The 18,435-nt window shown below is 37.7% G+C and carries 14 protein-coding genes; 9 read left to right on the top strand and 5 right to left on the bottom strand.

Annotation, left to right across the window (positions count from 1 at the left end; translation table 11 throughout):
- Positions 1-111: 111 nt before the first annotated feature.
- The 3 genes from ACZOVS_RS07725 to ACZOVS_RS07715 form a co-directional block, all read right to left on the bottom strand.
- Positions 112-1,668: an IS1634 family transposase gene (locus tag ACZOVS_RS07725; RefSeq protein WP_483996661.1), complete on the bottom strand. Its 1,557-nt coding sequence runs from the start codon at positions 1,666-1,668 to the stop codon at positions 112-114.
- A gap of 214 nt (positions 1,669-1,882) precedes the next feature.
- Positions 1,883-3,103 carry a threonine ammonia-lyase gene (gene ilvA / locus ACZOVS_RS07720; RefSeq protein ID WP_483996660.1) on the bottom strand — a complete coding sequence of 407 codons (1,221 nt, stop codon included), beginning with the start codon at positions 3,101-3,103 and terminating at the stop codon, positions 1,883-1,885.
- Positions 3,104-3,561: 458 nt separating this feature from the next.
- Positions 3,562-4,662, bottom strand: a complete 1,101-nt coding sequence (locus ACZOVS_RS07715) for an amidohydrolase (RefSeq protein ID WP_483996659.1) — start codon at positions 4,660-4,662, stop codon at positions 3,562-3,564.
- A 148-nt stretch (positions 4,663-4,810) separates the two neighbouring features.
- On the opposite strand from ACZOVS_RS07715, the gene ACZOVS_RS07710 reads away from it, so the two are divergent.
- The 4 genes from ACZOVS_RS07710 to ACZOVS_RS07695 are packed head-to-tail and all read left to right on the top strand — an operon-like array spanning position 4,811 to position 8,893.
- The gene (locus ACZOVS_RS07710; RefSeq protein WP_483996658.1) at positions 4,811-5,794 is read left to right on the top strand and encodes a type I phosphomannose isomerase catalytic subunit; all 984 of its coding nucleotides are present in this window, start codon (positions 4,811-4,813) and stop codon (positions 5,792-5,794) included.
- Between the two features lie 29 nt (positions 5,795-5,823).
- Positions 5,824-6,318, top strand: a complete 495-nt coding sequence (locus ACZOVS_RS07705) for a TlpA family protein disulfide reductase (RefSeq protein WP_483996657.1) — start codon at positions 5,824-5,826, stop codon at positions 6,316-6,318.
- Positions 6,319-6,337: 19 nt separating this feature from the next.
- Positions 6,338-8,059, top strand: a complete 1,722-nt coding sequence (locus tag ACZOVS_RS07700; protein WP_483996656.1) for a DUF6029 family protein — start codon at positions 6,338-6,340, stop codon at positions 8,057-8,059.
- A gap of 24 nt (positions 8,060-8,083) precedes the next feature.
- Entirely contained in the window at positions 8,084-8,893 is an 810-nt protein-coding gene (locus tag ACZOVS_RS07695) for an Omp28 family outer membrane lipoprotein (RefSeq protein WP_483996655.1), read from the top strand.
- Between the two features lie 206 nt (positions 8,894-9,099).
- On the opposite strand, the gene ACZOVS_RS07690 is transcribed toward ACZOVS_RS07695, so the two are convergent.
- Both ACZOVS_RS07690 and ACZOVS_RS07685 read right to left on the bottom strand, forming a co-directional pair.
- The gene (locus ACZOVS_RS07690) at positions 9,100-10,338 is read right to left on the bottom strand and encodes a M16 family metallopeptidase (protein ID WP_483996654.1); all 1,239 of its coding nucleotides are present in this window, start codon (positions 10,336-10,338) and stop codon (positions 9,100-9,102) included.
- 29 nt (positions 10,339-10,367) lie between these two features.
- Positions 10,368-11,075: a hypothetical protein gene (locus tag ACZOVS_RS07685; protein ID WP_483996653.1), complete on the bottom strand. Its 708-nt coding sequence runs from the start codon at positions 11,073-11,075 to the stop codon at positions 10,368-10,370.
- Between the two features lie 114 nt (positions 11,076-11,189).
- On the opposite strand from ACZOVS_RS07685, the gene ACZOVS_RS07680 reads away from it, so the two are divergent.
- The 5 genes from ACZOVS_RS07680 (at position 11,190) to ACZOVS_RS07660 (ending at position 18,385) form a co-directional block, all read left to right on the top strand.
- Complete coding sequence (locus ACZOVS_RS07680; RefSeq protein ID WP_483996652.1) at positions 11,190-11,966, top strand: hypothetical protein; 777 nt, start codon at positions 11,190-11,192, stop codon at positions 11,964-11,966.
- Positions 11,967-11,971: 5 nt separating this feature from the next.
- Positions 11,972-13,198 (top strand): 3-deoxy-D-manno-octulosonic acid transferase, encoded by a 1,227-nt coding sequence (locus ACZOVS_RS07675; protein ID WP_483996651.1) that lies wholly within the window; start codon positions 11,972-11,974, stop codon positions 13,196-13,198.
- Between the two features lie 6 nt (positions 13,199-13,204).
- The gene (locus ACZOVS_RS07670; protein ID WP_483996650.1) at positions 13,205-14,635 is read left to right on the top strand and encodes a leucyl aminopeptidase family protein; all 1,431 of its coding nucleotides are present in this window, start codon (positions 13,205-13,207) and stop codon (positions 14,633-14,635) included.
- A gap of 132 nt (positions 14,636-14,767) precedes the next feature.
- Positions 14,768-15,802, top strand: a complete 1,035-nt coding sequence (pdxA, locus tag ACZOVS_RS07665) for a 4-hydroxythreonine-4-phosphate dehydrogenase PdxA (protein WP_483996649.1) — start codon at positions 14,768-14,770, stop codon at positions 15,800-15,802.
- Between the two features lie 108 nt (positions 15,803-15,910).
- On the top strand, positions 15,911-18,385 hold the full coding sequence (locus tag ACZOVS_RS07660) for a bifunctional UDP-N-acetylmuramoyl-tripeptide:D-alanyl-D-alanine ligase/alanine racemase (protein ID WP_483996648.1): 2,475 nt from the start codon (positions 15,911-15,913) through the stop codon (positions 18,383-18,385).
- The last annotated feature ends 50 nt before the right edge of the window (positions 18,386-18,435 follow it).

Here is an 18,435-nt window from a genome sequence, read left to right as displayed (position 1 = left end):
AGTAAGCGAGAGCGGAGTGACAGTGAAGAGGATCACCGTTATCAAATAATCATCGAGTATGATTAAGAAGAGAAAGGGGACGCAACAGCGTCCCCTTTTTTCCTGACTTCGTCAACGTGTCACCCAAAAATCATCAGCAAACAATGGAGCGATACGTTGATGTCGTTTCATAAGCATAGTCCTGTTGATAGTCTGCTTGCTTTGAGGCAATGTAATCTGTATAGTCACTATAGTTTTAGCAAGTTCGAGCACCTTGTCCACACTCATATTTATGCCTGACAGTTTCAGCAGACGCTCCAATTCCTTATAAACTTTCAAGGCCACGAAGCAGATACAGACATGGGCTTCTATCCTGCGCCTTGTGAAGTGAAACATTGGTCTTATCTCAATCTTTGATTTTGATATGCGGAAGGCTCTTTCAACATGCCACAGGTTATGATAGGCTGCATATACGTCATTTACCGGTATATTCGTATTGGTAAGGTATCCTTTGAGACCATCCCATTTCACATCTTTCTCCAGTTTCTCGTAATTGATGGTCACTTTTACATCTCCTTCCATTTTCAGAAACTTGTTGTATCCGCGCTTGTTGATGTTGTCTTTGGTAAGCGTACCTCTGCGGTATGCCTTCTCCAGACGGCGTATTCCTTTCTCCCGGTTATAAGCATCCTTTCGGGCACGGTCTTCTGTATATCCGACCAATAATCTCTGTCCGTTGCCTTTATCGTATTCAACCATTTGGCTGTCTGTCTTAGGCTGCTCAAGTATCCATTCCTGTATTCTCCTGCTTTCGTTTCTGATTTTAGCACCGATGATATACTTGTAACCGTTTGCTTCAAGGTCGGCTATATTATCGTTGTTCATCAACCCTGAGTCAGCCACCACTATAAAATCTTCCGGCTCATATTTCCGGACAAATTCCGTCACTACAGGAAGCATCGTGTGTCCCTCGTACTTGTTGCCCTCATGGATGCAGTACGCAAGCGGATAGCCGCCAATGCTGACCAACAGTCCCAATATAATCTGAGGGTTATGGTGACGCCCTTCCTTGGAGAAACCGGTTTTGCGAAGTTCATCCTCATAGTCCGATTTAAAACAGAGTGTAGTGACATCATAAAACAGCACACCGATATGACCGTCTAAAATCTTCTTTGTGTGAAGGACGCTTATGTCCTGAACTATTTGATGTTGATTATCGCTCAGTTTGTCCAAATAACGATAGATTTTCGACAGGCTGACATCTTCGTCAAAATGATTCTTCAGATACTCCACTGTGGCAGCTTTGCTTGCAGGATAAGACAAGCGGGCTTTTACAAGTTGGCGGAACACCTCATCATCTATCCTGTTGAATCCCACGTTGTCAAAGACGCGGTCAAGTATCAGGTCAGCTCCATTGATGGAGACGTTGGTTATGTACGAAAGCATCTGTTCGGCATTCAGAAGTTCTGCCTCACACTTCTTACGTTCCTCACCGAAAAGATCCAGCCGTGGATGGCGGCGTTCCTGTTCCTCATCCATCCATTTGTGCCCTTTCGCTATCAGAGAATCTATTTCTTCTTGAGTACGTGCTATACCTATAGTGGTAAGCTCCTTATAATAACCTGAAATCTTTTCAGCTACAACAATACTTACAGTACCTGACCGATTCTTTTTTCGCTTGATAAACATACAAAAATACTTTGCGTACCCCAAAATCAGGGTATGCAAAGTTACAAAACATTATTTATCAAGATATTATAAAATCGATGTTTTTATAGTGACGAAGTCAGGAAAAAATAATACCGACAATTGCGTATCATTATACAAAAAATAATGATGCATAATTGTCGGTGTATTATTAAAAGGTATCTTTTAAAACAATTATTTTATCTTATGATAATAATCAGGCAATTACAGTACACTCCAAATGACGTTCTTTCAGAGCATCAATTACAAGTTGTAATTGAGACTGGTTTTGCAAGTTAAACTGTATAACAACCATTGCTTTCCCGATCGGGACTGTTGAAATCGAACGTTCATGTTTAATATCGTAAATGTTCATTTTTAGATTTTCAAAAATGGAAAGCAAGTTTTTCAATTCACCTGACTGGTCTGGAATAATTACCTGAATGGTTGAACGCAGACCTTCTTCTACCATTCCTTTTTCGACAATTTGTTCCAAGATCTGCATATTGATATTTCCTCCACTGATGAGAGGAACTACATTTTTACCTTTTATATCAGTCTTTTTAAATAATGCGGCAGCCATTGAAGTTACGCCGGATGGTTCAGCCAATATTTTAGCACGTTGCAGTAGCAAGTATGCAGTATGAGCTATTTCCGTATCGCTGACAGTTACAATCTCATCTACATATTGTTGTACCAAATCGAAAGTAAGATCGCCGGGGCGTTTTACAGCTATTCCATCAGCAATGGTATTGACAGTAGGCAATGCGACGATATGATGTTCGTTGCGAGAAGTGTACATTGAAGCTGCGCCTTCAGCTTGAACACCGATGACTCTGATATTAGGGTTCATTTCCTTAATTGCCAATGCAACGCCAGAAATCAATCCGCCACCTCCAATAGGGACGATGACGACATCGACGTCCGGCAATTGGTCATGAATTTCCAATCCTATTGTACCCTGTCCTGCAATAATCAAAGGATCATTGAAAGGATGAATATATGTTGCATTATGTTCTTTACAATATTCTTGAGATGCAGCAAAAGCATCGTCGAACGATTCTCCTGCAAGAATAACTTCAGCACCATATCCCTTGGTTGCCAATACCTTCAACGGAGGAGTGAAAATAGGCATAAAAATAGTACTTTTCATACCTAATTTTGATGCTGAAAAAGCAACACCTTGAGCATGGTTGCCGGCTGATGCGGCGACAACTCCACGTGATGCTTCTTCTTTTGTCAGACACGCCAATTTATTGTATGCTCCACGAACTTTAAAAGCTCCTGTTGTCTGCATGTTTTCCAGCTTTAGGAAAATATTTGCATCCGACATTACAGAAAATGATTTGGAATGCAATAGGGTAGTTATTTTGGAGACTCCCCTTAACCTGCTTTGAGCAGCAACAATATCAGAGAATTTTAAAACATTGTTAACCATGATATTATTTTTTTAGTAACCTTTTTTTCTTCGACAAAATTACATAAAATTATTATCTTTTCATTTAATTATAAAAAATTTTTTAAAAGTGTGAAAAATACATTTTGACAATGTTAATAATGCATATTTATGTTGAAAAACCTTAATATGACATTCCCAAAGTGGTTTTATGCTGCAATATTTTGTTCAAACAATTATTTTGATGATGTTTATATTGAAATGAAATTCGGTATGTTTTATGAAATGAAAATAACTGCATCGAATTGATGGTTCCTTTAACATTCGAGACGGGTTTTTATATGATAAGATAATAGTCTTATCATAGATAATAATTTATTTAACATATTGTATAACAATAAATTAGTTGTTTTTGGAACGATTGAATAAAAATGTATTTTTTTGTTTTTTCCTGATATTTTGAAGTTGAATATACAAACTGTTCGTAAGGAATTATGTTTCTATAACGAAAGTCTTGCTGTTTTTTCAAATAAGTCTATACCTGTTTTTATGATATTGTCGTTGAAACAATAGTCGGGATTATGTAATGGCAGATGTTGTTCTCCACAGCCTATCCCAAACATTACAGTTGGACATAAAGAAGAAAACCGTCCGAAGTCTTCAGACCATTTAAATGGTTCCTCTTTATTTATTATATTGAGATTCAATATTTTTGCAGCATGTTCCACAATATTTTCCGCCATGTCATGGTTTTTTGTAGAAGGAAAATATTCATGTATGCTGTATGAACAATGAAGGCTGTAGTTTTGGGAAATATTTTGAGCCTTTTCAATGCATTCATTTTTAAGGTTGTCGAGACATTTATCGTCGAAGCTTCTTAAAGTAACCCATATTTCAGCCTTGCCTGGAGCGATGCCGAAAGTCTTTTCTCCCAAAACGGCATGAGTCACCGTTATCAAGGAATATGGCGTTAAATTTTTGATATATGATGATTTATCGTTATAAAAATCAAGTAATTGATACAATGCTGTTGTCGGATTGATGCCTGTCTCAGGTTGTGAAGCATGTGCCGTTATTCCATCAAGGGATATTTTCAGCCCCAAAGATGCAGCAGCAAAACAGCCTTTTATTGTGACTATGCTGTTTTCTTTGTATCCGGGCAAGTTATGAAGGGCAAACGCCATGTCAGGCATTATTCCTTTCATGTTGGGGTCGTTGATGACAGCTTCTGCACCTTGTCCTGTCTCTTCTGCCGGTTGAAACAATAATAATATTTCTCCTCGTTCCGGAGGTGTTTTCGAGAAACGTTCTGCCAATCCACATAATATGGCAGTATGCCCGTCATGTCCGCATCGATGTGAAAATGATCTGTCGCCTTCTTTTATGTTCAATCCGTCAATATCGGCTCTCACCATTATTCTTTTACCGTTATTATTGCCCTTAAATAAAACCGCAATGCCGTAACCTCCAATGTTGCGTATTATTTTGTGATAATTCAAATTATTAAGAAAATCATTGATTATCAAATTTGTATTTTTTTCATTGCCTGAAAGTTCGGCATTATCATGTAAGGTTTGTCTTAGTTTTAATATATTTCTCATTTTGTTGTCATTTTGATTGTAAAACTAATCATTTTTTGCAAACAAAAGAGATACTGATTGTTTGGTTTTATAAATTTATGACGTCAAAATAAACACTTTTATTCTAATATTTATTAAAAAGTACTATCTTTGCAGCAAAAGTACAGTCATGAGAGTATTGTATCCGTTGAAATTTGAACCTCAATATTTTGAGAAGATATGGGGAGGGCAGCATATTAAAACATTGTTACACAAGGATTTTGGTAAGTTGCTCAATTGTGGAGAGATGTGGATTCTTTCAGGTGTTGAAGGGCATAACAGTGTGGTGACAAACGGTAACTTTGCCGGTGATGAACTTAATGACCTTGTGGAAGTGTTTATGGGAGACCTTGTTGGTGATAATGTCTTTGACAAATATGGAGAACAATTTCCGTTACTTGTCAAAATAATAGATCCTATTACATGGCTTTCGGTACAAGTACATCCTGATGATGAGTTGGCAAAAAAGATAGGTTTGGAGAATGGCAAGACGGAGATGTGGTACGTGATGCATGCAGAGCATCATGCAGAATTGGTTAGCGGATTTAACAGAGACATAAATAAGGACGAGTTTCGTCATCTTATTGAAAATAAGGAGATAGAAAAGGTTCTTAATTATGAACATGTTCATGAAGGCGATGTGTTCTTTATTCCGGCTCGTCGCATTCATGCTTTGGGTCCGGGCTGTATGGTGGCTGAGATTCAGCAGACAAGTGATACTACTTATCGTGTTTATGACTGGGATAGAATAGACCGTTATGGAATGTATCGTGAGTTGCATGTTGAGCAGGCTTTATATACTCTTAACTATAAGAAAGAGGATAATTACAAGACTGATTATGATAAAAAAATCATCGACACTACTGTGCCGCTTGTTAAATGTCCCTATTTTTATACCAATTTCATACATCTTGATACTTCCATGAAGAAAGATTATTCCGAATTGGATTCTTTTGTCATCTTGATGGCTGTGTCGGAAAGATTTGTTCTGAAATACGAAAATGGTGAAGAAGTCGTTAATAAGGGAGAATGTATTCTGATTCCCAATGTTATCAACAATGTTGAGATATGTGTCGAGAAAGATGCAAAGATTCTTGAAGTATATATTGTTTGAAATAAATTGTATAACTTAATAATTGAAGTATGAAGAAATTATCGACAATTTTGATTTTGGCATTCTTGGCTTTGAATGTCATGGCACAAGAGAAAAGTGATTTACCCAATGTTACCATCAAGAACCTTAACGGAGAGAGTATTAATGTCTCGGAGTTAAATAATGATGGTAATCCGTTCGTCTTGACGTTTTGGGCTACATGGTGCAGTCCTTGTGTTAAAGAACATAATGCTTTAAGTGAAGTTTATGATGACTGGGTTGAGGAAACAGGTGTTAAAATTTATTCTGTTTCAATAGATGACTCACGTTCCACTCCTAAGATTAAGCCTTTTGTTGAAGGTAAAGGCTGGCCTTTCGAGATACTTTTGGATGTTAACAAAGACCTTGCCCGTTCTATGAATGTCAGTGTGCCTCCGCATACTTTCCTTTTCGATGGAGATGGCAAGATAGTATATCAACATACAGGATATTTTGAAGGTGCCGAAGAAGAATTGTATCAAGAGATTCTTAAGATAGTGAAATAATATTTGTAAATTTCAGAAGATGAAGCGTATTTTATTATTGACTATTCTGATAGTCAGTGCTGTGGGTGGTTATGCACAGTCGTTTTTGCAGAATTCTCAAGTCAATGGAAGTTTTCAGATCGATGCCCAATATTACAATACTGATGAAGGTATAGGTATTTATGACTCAGTAATCAATGGCAAGAGATTGGGTGCTAACGGGTTTGGTAAGTTGACATATACATTGGGCGATTTCTCTGCCGGCATGCGTTTCGAAGCATACGAGACGCCACTCTCCGGTTTCGACAGCCGTCTTGAGGGTTGCGGTATTGCCAACTATTGGGCATCATATGATAACGGTACTATTGGTGTTACTGTGGGTGATATCTATGACCAATTTGGTAATGGTTTGGTATTCAGAACATACGAAGAGTGGTCGCTCGGTTTTGACAACTCTTTGCGTGGTATGAGAGCTGTATATCGCCCGACACAAGGTGTCACTCTTAAAGGTGTTTATGGAAAACAACGTTATTATTGGGCATCTTATGACGCGGATCAAAGTCGTGGCATAGTGCGCGGTATAGATGGAGACTGGGATATCAATCAAAGCATCTCCGGTTTGAATGACAGTAAGTTCAGAGCTTCAATAGGTGCAAGTTTCGTAAGCAAATATCAGAAAGATAATGATTTGTTTTATTATATGCCTGAGAATGTGGCGGCATACGCCGGAAGAGTGAATCTTTCTATGGGTCGTTTCGCTTTTAGTACGGAATATGCTCATAAAATAAATAACCCTTCCGCTATCAACAATATGATTTACAAAGATGGCGAGGCACTTCTTTCATCTTTGTCTTATGCTCAGAAAGGTCTCGGCATAGTGTTACAGGTGAAACGTGTTGACAATATGAGTTTTAAATCGGATTATAATGCTAAAGAAAGCGACCTCGACATTAACTTCCTGCCTCCTATCAACTTTACTCATACACACAGTCTTCCTGCAATGTATTCTTATTCTACACAACCTAATGGTGAGATGGCCGTGCAATTTCAAATTAATTACACTATTCCTAAAAAGACTTTCTTGGGCGGTAAATATGGTACGAAATTGGCATTCAACTACAGTCAGGTTAATGATATAGTCCGAGACTCTATTATTGTTAATGGTGTTCCTTCTCTCAATCAGTCCGGTACTCTTGGTTATACATCGCCGTTTTTCGGGGTGAGCGACCATATTTTCTACCGTGATATCAATTTTGAAATAGAAAAGCGTATCAGTAAAGATTGGAGATTGGTTGTCATGTATATCAATTTGTTATATGATATGGCAACAATAGAAGGTCATGTCGGAGCTCCGGAGGTGCGTGCCAATATTGCTTTCGCTGACATTACCTATAAAATTACATCCCGTCAGAGTATTCGTTGCGAGTTGCAACATTTGTGGGATAATATAGGAAAGGATTATGTTGTTCATGAAGGGGAAGAAAAAGATTTTCAGAAAAGAGGCAATTGGATGGCTGCATTGTTGGAATATGCTATCGCACCAAAATGGTTCGTTTCAGTAGCTGACAAATACAACTACGGTAATCCCGTGGCGGAATATAGAGATCATTATTATACCGTTTCTGTAGGTTTCATTAAGGATGCCACCAGAATAATGCTCACCGGAGGTCGTCAGAGCGAAGGTGTTGTTTGTGTAGGCGGCGTCTGCCGTACCGTGCCTGCTTCGAGCGGCGTGTCATTGACTGTAACAACATCATTCTAAATTTTAATGAATAATTATCGTATTATGAAAAAGATATCATTATTTTTTGTTTTTGCTTTGATGTTTGTAATGACATCATGCGATAAATTGGATGAACCTTTTAAAAAAGAAGTTAATATAGAGGCGACCGGTAGAGTGGTATTGCTTGAAGATTATACCGGAGTGCGTTGCGTCAATTGTCCGGCTGCTGCCGAGATAGCACATGAACTTCAGGAGACTTTTGGAGAGAGTCTCGTGGTGATGGGTGTTCATGCAGGATTTCTTTCCATGCCTTTGACAGGTTATCCTGATTTCAGGACAGAGGTTGGTACTGCCTGGTATAATTATTTTGGCTTTCAGTCAAATCCTATAGGTACGATAAATCGGGTTAAGGGAGATGCAGGTTATGGTTTCAATGATGGAGAATGGGCTACTAAAGTAGCTGAAGAGTTGGCAAAGGAACAAGTCGCAGAGTTGGATATAGTTTGCAATTACAATGAACAGACAAGAAATCTGAACGTTGAAGTTAATACCGTATTCCTTCAGTCTCAAAGCGGAAAATATCGTGTTACTGCCTGTTTGGTGGAGGACAGCATTGTCGGGCTTCAGAAATGTCCGGAACCTGTTGGTGTCGATTCAAATTACGTCCATCGTCATGTGTTCAGAGGTGCTATCAATGGGACTTGGGGTACAGAGATATTTGACGGCGCAGTGCCGGCAGATGAAGAGATTTCCACAACATGCAGTATTACCGTAGATACAACTTACAACGCTGATAACTGTTATGTGGTAGCATTCGTTTATGACGATGCAAACAAAAATATTTTACAGGCTTTTCAGAAAAAGATTAAGTAATCGATGAACTGTCCTATTAATAAAATAGGTGTTGTTCGTGATTTGGCGTTTTGCCTGTAATGTGAACTGATGAGGGATGTGCCGAATTGAAAAATCGGGTGCATCCCTTTCATTTTTAATTGGGTGTCATAATATTTTGGCAATCAAATAAAATCTATTGCGTGATTTTAGAATGATTTTTTATTAACGACGATTTAACTATATCGTTACTGGCCTTCAAAAGTCAGGATGCTGATATTTTCTTTGTCGAATATTGTATTGGCTACGATTAACAAATCATCAGCAGTAATCTTTTCCACCTTGGATATTGTCTCCGGCAATGTTTCTAAAGCGTTTTTATAAAAACCGTCTCGAGCCATGGAAAGTAGTTCATTCAGTCCCGACTCGTTACCGAGAGCCACTTGTCCGATAAGTTGTTTTTTTGCGTTGGACAATTGCAGTATGCCGAGTTTGTTTTGTTTTAATTTGTCCAACTCTTTGAAAACAAGGCTTATTGCTTTTTCTTTTGAATGAGGGTCCACTCCAAGGTAGATGGTGAAATTGCCAACATCGGAATATGCATTGTATTGAGATTCAATTGTATATGCAAAGCCGTATTTTTCTCTTATATTGAGATTGAGACGAGAACTCATTGCAGGTCCGCCAAGTATGTTGTTTAACAATATCATTTTCAGTTTGTCAGGATGGTCATAACGATAAGCGATACCGCCTATCATGCAATGCGTTAGATGATTAGTACGTTTTTCGGTTTTTTTTGTTGGAGGCAGCGACGTGAACGGTAGTCTGTTTGAGACAGTGCCGAAGTTATTATATCCTCCGAAATGTTTTATGGCAAAATGTTTGAATGTCTCGAAATCAATATCGCCAATGGTGGCAAGAATCATTTTGTCAGGAGAATAGTTTTTGGAATAGAAACTGATGATGTCGTTGCGTGTGTAATTGCTGACGAGAGGTATAGTCCCCAAAATGTTACGACCAAGCTGATGTCCTCTGTACAGAAGATTTTCAAATTCATCTATTATTTCGTCGTAAGGAGAGTCGAGGTATGAATTTATTTCGTCGAGTATCACTTCTTTTTCTTTCTCAACCTCATTTTCAGGAAAGATGCTGTTGAAAGCGACATCTGATATCAGTTCTATCGCTTTAGAATAATGTTCTTTCAAGAAAGAGGCATGTATGCAAGTTTCTTCTTTTGTAGTAAAGGCATTAAGGTCACCACCTACATTTTCGAGACAACTTAATACATGGAAAGCCTTACGTTTCTTCGTGCCTTTGAAGAGCAGATGTTCTATGAAGTGAGCAAGTCCGTTTTCGTCTTCAAGTTCATCGCGCATTCCAATGTCAACCATCAATGCAAGATGAGCCACTGCCCCGCTACGATGACGATGCAACAACCTTAAACCGTTAGGCAATACGGTTTCTGAAATGAAATATTCGTCAGACATTATTGATTAAATGCCAATACAGTTGTAAATCAATTTTTTCTGAATAATTTGAAAATGGTCTCATCGGAGATGTCCTGTGAAGGTTTAACATCGGATTTTGAGTTCAACCAATTTTCAAATTGTGAAAAACCGTCTTCATCTTTTAACACTCTGTATGAATTGACAGGTTCTAAATTAGGATTGCCGCTTGTTTCAAGCAATATCACGGCAACATGGAAATTGTAAACTCCATCGTCTCCCAAAGTTCCACTTATTATTGTAGATTGCTCTGCATAAAGACCATTAGGATAACCTATTGTCAAATAATAATAGGAGAAATTGTTGTTTGAGCCTGTTACATTAATGTTGGCTACATTTTCATAAATGTCAGTTTGTTCTACGTCGTCCCATTGTCTGCTGTAATAAGTCAGTCCGTTGGATTCGGAATAACGGAAAGCAATGTATCTGTCGCTATGATATACTACAGAATCTGGATTTGAACTGTTTGAGTTATAAAACATCACATGAGGTGAAGAAACAAAATCTTTGTTTGTGAGGTCCGGAGGTGTAGTGCCGAAATATATTGGAATAAGTTCGGCTACATTTTCTCGTATGGCATCGGGAAGTACACTGGAAGGAATACTTTCAGTTATGTAATCATTTTTATCTTCTTTTTTCTTTTTACATGAAGTTGCAAAAATACCAATAAGTAATGAAATGATTAATATCCCAATGACAGATTTTGATAGTTTTTCCATAATAAATAAATTTTAATGCAAAAATACTAAAAAATCTTAAGGATAAACTTTTTTATTCAAAAAATAAACAAGGCTTTAAAACGTTTAGTATTTTTGCAAGACAAATTGACCGATATGAAGAGTTTTAACAAGTATTTATTTCTGTTTTTGGTTTTAACAATATTTCCTTTAGCCGGCAAGGCACAGAAAGACATAAAAAAGTCATGTATATCGACAGTGCTTTTTCAGGCGACGTATGCCTATCAATTTCCGGGTCTTGATACTAAGGTTCTTTATGGTAATAATTCGTCAGTTGGAGGCAGTGTTATATATAAGACAGACAAAAATTGGCTGTGGAGTTTTAATGGTAATTTTATATTTGGTGATAATATAAACATTTCACGTCCGGAACTAATGGGCATTATTTTGACGAGTAGTGGCGAGATAGTTACAGGCGACGGCATTTATGGCAGTTTTGCCCTCTTTGAGCGAGGTGCACATTTCCAAGCCAAAGTGGGTAAGGTGTTCAGCATACTTTCACCTAATCCCAATTGTGGCTTTTTTGTAAATGGTGGACTTGGTTATCTTTTTAACAGAATAAGATGTGAATTTGGCTCGTACGCTTCACCGCCTGCCAATCTTTCAGGAGATTATCTTTACGGATATGACAGGATGCGAGGTGGTTTTGCTTATTCCGGAGAGATAGGTTACATGTATATGAGCAACTCCCGCCTTCTTAACTTTTCAATTTCATTGGAATTTGTACAGGCTCATACCAAACCGTTGAGAGAATGGGACTTCAATCTCATGATGAAAGATACTAACAGTTATGTTGACCGTTATTGGGGCATACGATTCTCTATCTATATACCTACATATAAAAGAATGCCTGCAGAATATTATTACTATTGATAATTATGCGTTTGTTGTATTCTATCTTGATTCGGATGTTTTCCGGACTTGTTACTGTTGCAGGTTTGTTTGGTAACAAAAAAGCATCAAAATGGTCGAATGGTCGTAAAAATCAATGGTATAACCTTAAATCTTCGGGTAATGACAAATGGCTGTGGATGCATGTGTCTTCCTTGGGTGAATTTGAACAAGGTCTTCCTGTCCTGGAAAAATTGAAAACATCATTCCCTCAATATAAAATTTTGCTTACTTTTTTCTCTCCTTCAGGTTATGAGATGAAAAAAGATCTTGAACTCGTTGATAAAGTCGCATATTTGCCATCCGATACTGTAATAAATGCAAAAAGACTGTTGAGGAATTTTAATATCAAGGCGGCTTTCTTTGTAAAGTACGAGTTTTGGTTTAATTATATTAAAGTATTGAATGATAATGATATACCGCTATATTATATTTCGGTTTTGTTACGTGATGGACAATATTTCTTCAAGTTTTACGGATATTGGTTCCGTAAACATCTTAAAATGGTAAGACATTTCTTTGTGCAAAATGATAATACAGCTTTACTGTTGAAAAAGATTGGGATAGATTGTGTCACTGTGACTGGAGACACACGTTTTGACCGAGTATTTGATATCGCACATCAAACAGTTCGATTCCCAAATATTGAGACGTTTATTGGAAACAGAAAATGTATTATTGCAGGTAGTTCATGGCCTTCTGACGAGGAGTTGCTTTTTCCTTTTATTGCTAAGATGCCGGATGATTATTGTATGATAATAGCACCTCATGATGTGTCTCTTTCGCATGTCAGTCAGATAGAAAAAGGAATAGAGAATTGTCAGCTTTATACTGAACTAAATTCTGATAATCATTCAAAAGTATTGATAATAAATGTAATTGGTGTATTGTCAAAAATTTATAGATATGCCCGTTTTGCATATATAGGAGGAGGTTTTTATACAAGTATCCATAATATTCAAGAGGCAGTGGTTTATGACTGCCCTGTTGTTTTCGGTCCTAAACATGAGAAGTTTGTCGAGGCAGTGGAACTTAAACGTCTTGGCGGAGCTTTCGCTGTTAATAATGCTGAGGAATTTAATGATGTCTTTGAACATCTTGTCTCTGATGATGGTTTTTGTGAGAAGGCTTCACAAGTGTGTCATGACTATGTGGCAAAGAAAATCGGTGCTACAGATAAAATTATTACTTTGCTTGAAAATGAATTAAAATGATATGTTATGAAAGTTGAGATAAAAAATCTGGAAAACGAGTTAGTCAAAGCTAAGGCATTTGTAATGAATGACATTGAAAATGTTATGAATTTGTCTTTACATGATGATGAGTTGAATTATGTAAAAGAAACTTATGATGTCAACAAAGACGATATTATAGTAATAAACAGATATACAGAGCTTTATATTATATTTGTCGTGAATGGTGATGATGATTGCGAGAAATTGGAGTGTTGTCGCAAGAATGGGGCTTTAATATGTAATATGTTGAATGCCAAGAAGTTGGAAGAAGTTGTTTTGATGAATGAAGGTGTAGAAAAAAATGAATTTTTGGCTACTGTGGAAGGCATGATGCTATGTAATTATGAGTTTAAGAAATATAAAAGCGAGCCTAAATATAATACATTTAAGACAATTTATTTAAAAGACGGTGTAGATGACAGGTCGTTGAGATTGTTGGAGGTTGTTGTGGATGCTACATGTTGGGCGAGAGATCTTGTCAATGAACCTGTTAATAAACTGAATGCCGAAGAGTTGGCAGAATGTGTCAGTGGCAGGTTTCGTGATGCCGGAGGTCGTGCCGAGGTGTTGAACAGGAAAAAGATAGAATCGCTGAAAATGGGAGGTCTTCTTGCTGTCAATGCCGGCAGCGTTGATGAACCTACTTTCACTATTCTTGAATGGAATCCGGACAATAAGGTTAACGAGAAACCAATAGTGCTTGTCGGTAAAGGAATAGTGTTTGACACAGGAGGATATAATCTTAAACCTACGGCATATATGAATGACATGAAAGATGACATGTCGGGTGCAGCTACAGTGGCAGCTGTGTTGTTTGCAGTGGCTAAGTCAAAGTTGCCTTTGCACATAGTAGGTTTGATTCCTGCAACTGATAATCGTATAGATGGCAATGCTCATGTGTCAGGCGATATTATTACTATGTTCGACGGCACTACGGTAGAGGTCGTGAATACCGATGCAGAAGGGCGTCTTATTCTTGCCGACGCACTGTCGTATGCCAAAAAATATGATCCCATGTTGGTGATGGATTTTGCTACTTTGACAGGTGCGGCATCTTATGCCATAGGTCCTGTTGCTACTGTGGTGATGGAAAATGATGCGTCGGACAGTTATTACGAAATGGAAAAGATAGGAGAAGAAGTCAATGAACGTCTTGTGAAGTTTCCGCTTTGGAAGGAATACGGTAAACTCGTGAAGTCGGATATCGCAGACCTCAAAAACAGCGGAGGTAAATATGCCGGTATGATAACGGCCGGTAAGTTCTTGCAGCATTTTACAGATTATCCGTGGATACATTTCGATATTGCAGGTACAGCTTTCATAGAAAACCCGGAGCCGTACAGAGGTCCCGGCGCTACCGGAATACATGTCAGACTGTTGATGCATTATTTTGACAAATTGATAAAGACTTTTTGATAAAATTTTTTATTAGGCAGGTTGTTTATGTTAGACCTGCCTTTTTGTATGTCATTTGTGGTCGAAAAATTATGTTTTTCTTGTTTTTTATTTGACAAATTATTATCTTTGGCGATTAAATGTTTTACAGTCATGACAGCATCGAATAATTTTTCTGAATTGCCAAAGATAGGTATTAGCCAAGGTGACATCAATGGTATTGGTTATGAGGTGATTTTAAAGACCTTGAACGACCCGAGGATGTTTGACTTCTGTATTCCGGTGATTTATGGACAATCTAAGGTGTTCTCGTATTACAAGAAAAACTTCGGCATGGAAGAGCTTGGTTATACTGTTATCAGAGATGCTGATCAGGCTTTACCGAAGAGGATCAACATATTGAATCATACGGAGAAAGAGTTGAAGATTGAGCCCGGTATATCGACCACTGTCGCCGGTAGAGCATCTTTGGAAGCGCTTAAACTTGCGGTGGAAGACCTGTCTGTCGGTAAAATAGATGCTTTGGTAACAGCACCTATTAATAAAAATAACATACAGTCGGATAGTTTTAAGTTCCATGGCCATACTGAGTTCATCAGCTCGTATTGTCCGGGATATGAGAGCCTGATGCTTATGGTATGGGGTAAATTGCGCGTTGGAACTGTGACAAATCATATTTCTATTAGAGAGGTTCCTGATGCCATCAGTGTGGATGCTATTGTAAAAAAAATCATGGTGTTGAACAATACGTTGAAACAAGATTTCAATATCAGCACGCCCAAGATAGCTGTTCTCAGTCTTAATCCTCATGCCGGTGACGGCGGTTTGTTGGGTTCTGAAGAAAAAGATATTATCATTCCGGCTATTAAAGAGGCAAATGCTGAAGATATTTATGTCTTCGGACCATTTCCGGCAGATGGATTCTTCGGCTCCGGTGCTTGGACAAAATATGATGGCGTTTTAAGTATGTATCACGACCAGGGAATGTTGCCTTTTAAGATTCTTGCAGTAGATGGCGGCGTGAACTTTACTGCCGGATTGCCGATAGTACGTACTTCTCCTGCTCATGGAACAGGTTATGATATAGCAAATAAAAATATAGCAAACCCCGATTCCTTCCGTCATGCAATATTTCTTGCTATTGAAGTGCTTAGAAACAGGCAATTGTCTCTTGAGACGAAATGTTGACGTTTTGAAATATAGTCTTTATCTTTGCAAAGGATACAAAATATAATGTTGATCAATACAAATTGTTGATAATCAATATTATATATTATTGTTGTGATAATTTCCATTATGAGAACAGGATATAGTGTAAGTAGTATTGCTTCGATTGTAGGAGCTTATTTATATGGTAATGTAGGGGCAGATTTTGTTGTAGAGAATATTTTGCTTGACAGCAGGTTACTGGTATCTGCCGAAAAGACTTTGTTTTTTGCAATAGTTACTGAAAGAAATGACGGTCATAAATATATTAAATCATTGTATGACAAAGGAGTAAGGGCTTTTGTCGTTAATGTGTTGCCTCCCGATATGCCTGATGCGGTTTTTATTAAAGTAGATGATACTTTAGAAGCTCTTCAAAATCTTGCGGCTTTTCACCGCCACAGATTTTCAATGCCTGTTATTGGAATAACGGGAAGTAATGGTAAAACCATGGTAAAAGAATGGTTGTATCAACTGTTAAGTCCGGACTATTCCATAGTAAGAAGTCCAAAGAGCTATAATTCACAGACCGGTGTACCGTTATCGGTGTGGCAAATGAAAGAAGATGACCAACTTGCTGTTTTTGAGGCTGGTATATCTCAACCCGGAGAGATGTGTCGTCTCCGGTCAATAATTTGTCCTACAATAGGTATATTTACTAATATAGGACAGGCTCATGACGAGAACTTTTCTGATATCAATCAGAAAGTGCAGGAGAAGATGCAGCTTTTTAAAGATGTTGGTGTCTTGGTGTATTGTCTTGATTATAAATATATTAATTCTGTAATTGCAAAACAGGATTTGAAATGCTTTTCTTGGAGCCGTTATGATACTGCTGCTGATGTCTTTATTGAAAGTATTGTGAAAGAAGATGATAAGACATATATTATAGCACATTACCGAAATGATGTCTTGGATTTTATGATTCCTTTTATTGATGATGCTTCTATTGAGAATCTTATGCATTGTTTGTGTATAATGTTGTTGTTTAATAAGTCTGCTGATGTCATAAAGGAAAGAATGTCGCATCTCGTTCCTATAGCTATGCGTATGGAGCTAAAGTCGGCAATTAATAATTGTATTATTATAAACGATTATTACAACTCGGATTTCAATGCTTTGTCCATTGCTCTTGATTTTATGTGTCAACAGCAAAGACATAACAACAAGGTAGTAGTGCTTTCCGATATTTTGCAAAGTGGAATGGATGAACAGGAGTTGTATTCTCGTATCGCCTCACTGTTGGAAAACAAAGGTGTTGACATGATAATAGGCATAGGCGAGGCTGTTTCTCATAACAAGGACTTGTTCCATCTTGAAAAATATTTCTACAACAATACCGATGACTTTCTAAAAGATTGTCTGCTGGAGAAATTTCATAATGACATCATTTTACTTAAAGGTGCGAGATGTTTTGAGTTTGAGCGTATTAGCATGATGTTACAAGAAAAAACACATGAGACAGTGTTGGAGATTAATCTTGACAACCTTGTGCTTAACATGAATTATTACCGTTCCAAAATCAAAAATGATACAAAATTGATGGTTATGGTCAAGGCTTTTGCCTATGGTAGCGGTAATTTTGAGATTTCCAATGTCTTGGAATTTCATCATGCTGATTATCTTACTGTTGCTTTTGCTGATGAGGGAGTGGAGTTGCGTAATAAAGGTATTGCATTGCCAATCATGGTGATGAGTCCCGAGAAGAATGCCTTTGAAAATATAATACGTTATGATTTGGAGCCGGAGATTTACAGTTTACGTTCTCTTTTCATGTTGGAGTCTGCTATGGAGCAGATGAAATTACCGGCTGACAAGATTATTAAGATACATGTCAAACTCGATACCGGAATGCACCGTCTCGGTTTTCTGCCTGACGATATTGAGGAGCTTATTGTCCGTTTGAAATCGAATCCTCATCTTAAGGTACAAAGTATTTTTTCTCATCTTGCAGGTAGTGACAATCCTGAATTATATGATTTTACCATGCAGCAGATCAGAGTGTTCGAAGAAGGCAGCTGCAAGATTGTCGAGGCTTTTCCATATAAGATATTGCGGCATGTTCTTAATACCGCAGGCATAAGTCGTTTTACTGATTATCAATATGACATGGTGCGTCTTGGCATAGGAATATATGGTATAGCTCCATGTGAGGAAGACAAGGGTAAGTTGCATACCGTGGCGTCGTTGAAATCTTCGATAACACAGATAAAGACATTGAATGAAGGGGAGAGTGTTGGTTATAATCGTCATGGCATGTTAAAACGTCGTTCGCGTATTGGAATTATACCTATAGGTTATGCCGACGGGTTGCCGCGTCTTCTTGGCAATGGTAATGCTTCATTCAGAATTCATGGTTGTCAGGCTCCTGTGGTAGGTGATATCTGCATGGATATGTGTATGGTAGATCTTACTGATATTGAGGATGTGAATGAAGGCGATGCTGTTGTGCTTTTTGATGAAGTCAACAGAGTAGAAGATCTGGCAAAGGCTTGTAATACTATACCTTACGAGATATTGACAGGAATATCTCAAAGAGTGAAACGTGTTTATGTCAAAGATTAGATGATATTATACCGATAAAGAGTTTTTTTGAGTATTATGATTTGAAAAAT

Source organism: Candidatus Limimorpha avicola, from assembly GCF_056978975.1.
Note: the sequence above shows the minus strand (reverse complement) of the source record. Positions and strands in the feature narration are given on the sequence as shown.